Genomic DNA, 918 nt, shown 5'->3' with positions numbered 1-918 from the left:
GCAGACCGAACTGGCGCTGGCCGAGCTGGACGCGCAGCTGCAGGCGCTGCAGCACGAAGTGCGCGCGCTGAGCCAGCGCCAGGGCGAACTGCGCGCGCAACTGCAGGCCGACGATGCGCGGCGCAGCAGCCAGCAGGCGCTGTTCGCCGAGATCGAAGCGCAGCAGAGCGAGCACGCGCTGTGGCAGCAGCTCAACGGCCTGATCGGTTCGGCCGACGGTGCCAAGTTCCGCAAGTTCGCCCAGGGCCTGACCCTCGATCACCTGATCCACCTGGCCAACCGCCAGCTGGCGCGCCTGCACGGCCGCTACCAGCTGGCGCGCAAGGGCAGCGGCGAGCTGGAGCTGGAAGTGCTCGACACCTGGCAGGCCGACGTGGCGCGCGACTGCCGTACCCTGTCCGGCGGCGAGAGTTTCCTGGTCAGCCTGGCGCTGGCCCTGGCGCTGTCGGACCTGGTCAGCCACAAGACCAGCATCGATTCGCTGTTTCTCGACGAGGGCTTCGGCACCCTGGATGGCGAGACCCTGGAGGTGGCCCTGGATGCGCTGGACAACCTCAACGCCAGCGGCAAGACCATCGGCGTGATCAGCCACGTCGAGGCGATGAAGGAGCGCATCCCGGTGCAGCTGCGCGTATACAAGGGCGTCGGCCTCGGCTACAGCCGGCTCGACGCGCGTTTTGCGGTGAAGGAAGGAGCATAGCGATGTTGATGCAAGCCAATGAGTCCACCCTGCTGCTGATCGACCTGCAGGAGCGCCTGCTGCCGGCCATCGACGGCGCCGCCGAGCTGGCCGAGCAGGCCGCCTGGCTGCTGCGTCTGGCGCAGCGCCTGCAGGTGCCGGTGATCGCCACCGAGCAGTACCCCAAGGGCCTGGGGCCGACCCTGGCGCCGCTGCGCGAACTGCTGCCGGCGGGCGCG

1 protein-coding gene and 1 pseudogene are annotated in these 918 nt (G+C 69.6%); both read left to right on the top strand.

Going from position 1 to position 918, the window contains the following annotated elements:
- The coding region (locus N878_RS22480; protein ID WP_031303779.1) for an SbcC/MukB-like Walker B domain-containing protein at positions 1 to 700 on the top strand (700 nt) is incomplete at its 5' end.
- 2 nt (positions 701 to 702) lie between these two features.
- A pseudogene (locus N878_RS22475) lies at positions 703 to 918 on the top strand (isochorismatase family protein); the annotation flags it as partial.

This window comes from Pseudomonas sp. EGD-AK9 (assembly GCF_000465935.2).
In the GTDB taxonomy this organism is placed as follows: Bacteria; Pseudomonadota; Gammaproteobacteria; order Pseudomonadales; family Pseudomonadaceae; genus Aquipseudomonas.
This window is presented reverse-complemented; position numbering and strand designations above follow the sequence as displayed.